This is a genomic window from Polaribacter litoreus, from assembly GCF_054584775.1.
Genome location: NZ_JBTLRD010000066.1, coordinates 1 through 1,735 on the forward strand (window position 1 = coordinate 1; position 1,735 = coordinate 1,735).

Genomic DNA, 1,735 nt, shown 5'->3' on the forward strand with positions numbered 1-1,735 from the left:
CTCGGAAACGCTAAAGTTTTAGTCTAAATAGCTTTTTTTTCGCTAAATTTACGCAACAAATAATACACCAAAACGTTGGCAAACATTTGAGCGAATGAACAAATCAATTACCTTTCTTCTTCTAATTTCATTTTTGTTAGTTGTAATAAAAATTCAGAACGAATTAAATTGACCGTAACTCATTATGATAATCGAAATGTTGACGAATCGAAATGGAAAGAAATTGAATTAATCAAAGATTCTATAATTGATTTAAAAAAGACAAAAGTTGACTTATATTTCAGTAAAAAAATTGCTAAAACACCATTTTATATGCCAACAAATGGAATTTATAAAGATTCCATAAAAGACAATGAATGCGACTGGAGTATTTATCCAGCAAATGTAAAATGCTATGAGTATGATAACAAAAATCGAGTGAAAAGTATGAGTGTTAACGGTTCTGGAACAATGGGAACTTGGAATTACAAATACGACGAATTAGATAGAATTACTAATATTGAAAAATTAGGAACTAATTACACTATAAAATACGATGACAAATATGGAATTCTAAAAGAAATAATTAAAAGCTCAACAAGTAGTCTAGAAGAAAAAATAGAAATTACGTACGAATAAAAACGATTTGCCAACACCGTGTATAATTAATTGCTTTGGTCGTTGCCTATTTGGAAAATTCCTTCGGAATTTTCTCGCGTTCGTTTTTGTTTACTAAATTAGTTGCTTAAACACGCAACTAACCATACACAAAACCGTTGGCATTCATTAACACGAACCTACTAAATTTCAGTTATTTAAGAAAAATTAATTATTATAAACACAAATTAAAAATTATGAAAAAGAAATTACTTTATTTATTTATTACAATTAGTTCAATCGGTTTTAGTCAAACTTTGGAAACAACTTACACAACGAGTGGATATGATGAAAGAGAAAAACCGAATTTTGCTTTTAACATAGATGGAGAAACTAAATTTTACACATTAGATTGGACTAACAACCAAGTTAATATCTATAATTCATCTCATAATATTTATAAAACTGTAAGTATAAATTTAGAAAGCGGTTATGAAATGAGAGAACTTTATTTACCTACTGACAAATTATTTAATTCAAATTCTAAAATTGAATTTATTATTTTTTCAGTTCAAACTGATTCTCCATATCAACCAAGTTTAAGACTTTTTGACGAAGATGGAACTTTGCTATTTGATTTTGGAAATTCTCGTGGAATTGAATTATTTAAAACTCCAAATGATTCTTATAAATTAATTACAGCTCAATCTACATCAAATGAGAAAGAAATTTCTTACAAAGTTTATTCTCTATCAGGAACATTATCTGTTTCTCAAGAAAATTTATTCAACAAACAGAAAATTATTGGATTTCCAAATCCTTCATCAAAAACTATTAGTATTACAAATCCCTTGAAAAATAACGTAAACGATAAAATTAAAGTTTACGATATAAATGGAAGAAAAGTTCTTGAAAAAACGATAGTCGGAAATGGAGAAAATATTGAATTAGATATATCTTTATTAAGTAAAGGAATTTATAATTATCGAATTCGTGAATTAGGAAACAAATTTGTGAAAGAATAAAAAAATAACGAAATGCCAACACCGTATATAATTTATTGCTGGCTTCTCGCCTACTTACGAAAGTCCTCGCGGACTTTCTTGGTCGGTAATTATTTACTAAATTAGTTGCTTAAAACACGCAACAAACCATATAC

At 27.4% G+C, this 1,735-nt stretch carries 2 protein-coding genes; both read left to right on the top strand.

Annotated elements, in window-relative coordinates:
- Positions 1 to 168: 168 nt before the first annotated feature.
- The gene (locus tag ACW9UN_RS17110) at positions 169 to 618 is read left to right on the top strand and encodes a hypothetical protein (protein WP_459487584.1); all 450 of its coding nucleotides are present in this window, start codon (positions 169 to 171) and stop codon (positions 616 to 618) included.
- A 215-nt stretch (positions 619 to 833) separates the two neighbouring features.
- Entirely contained in the window at positions 834 to 1,601 is a 768-nt protein-coding gene (locus ACW9UN_RS17115; protein ID WP_459487585.1) for a T9SS type A sorting domain-containing protein, read from the top strand.
- The last annotated feature ends 134 nt before the right edge of the window (positions 1,602 to 1,735 follow it).

Excerpts from the sequence above, each read along its gene's own strand:
- ACW9UN_RS17115 (WP_459487585.1), top strand. The coding sequence starts at position 834 with ATGAAAAAGAAATTACTTTATTTATTTATTACAATTAGTTCAATCGGT.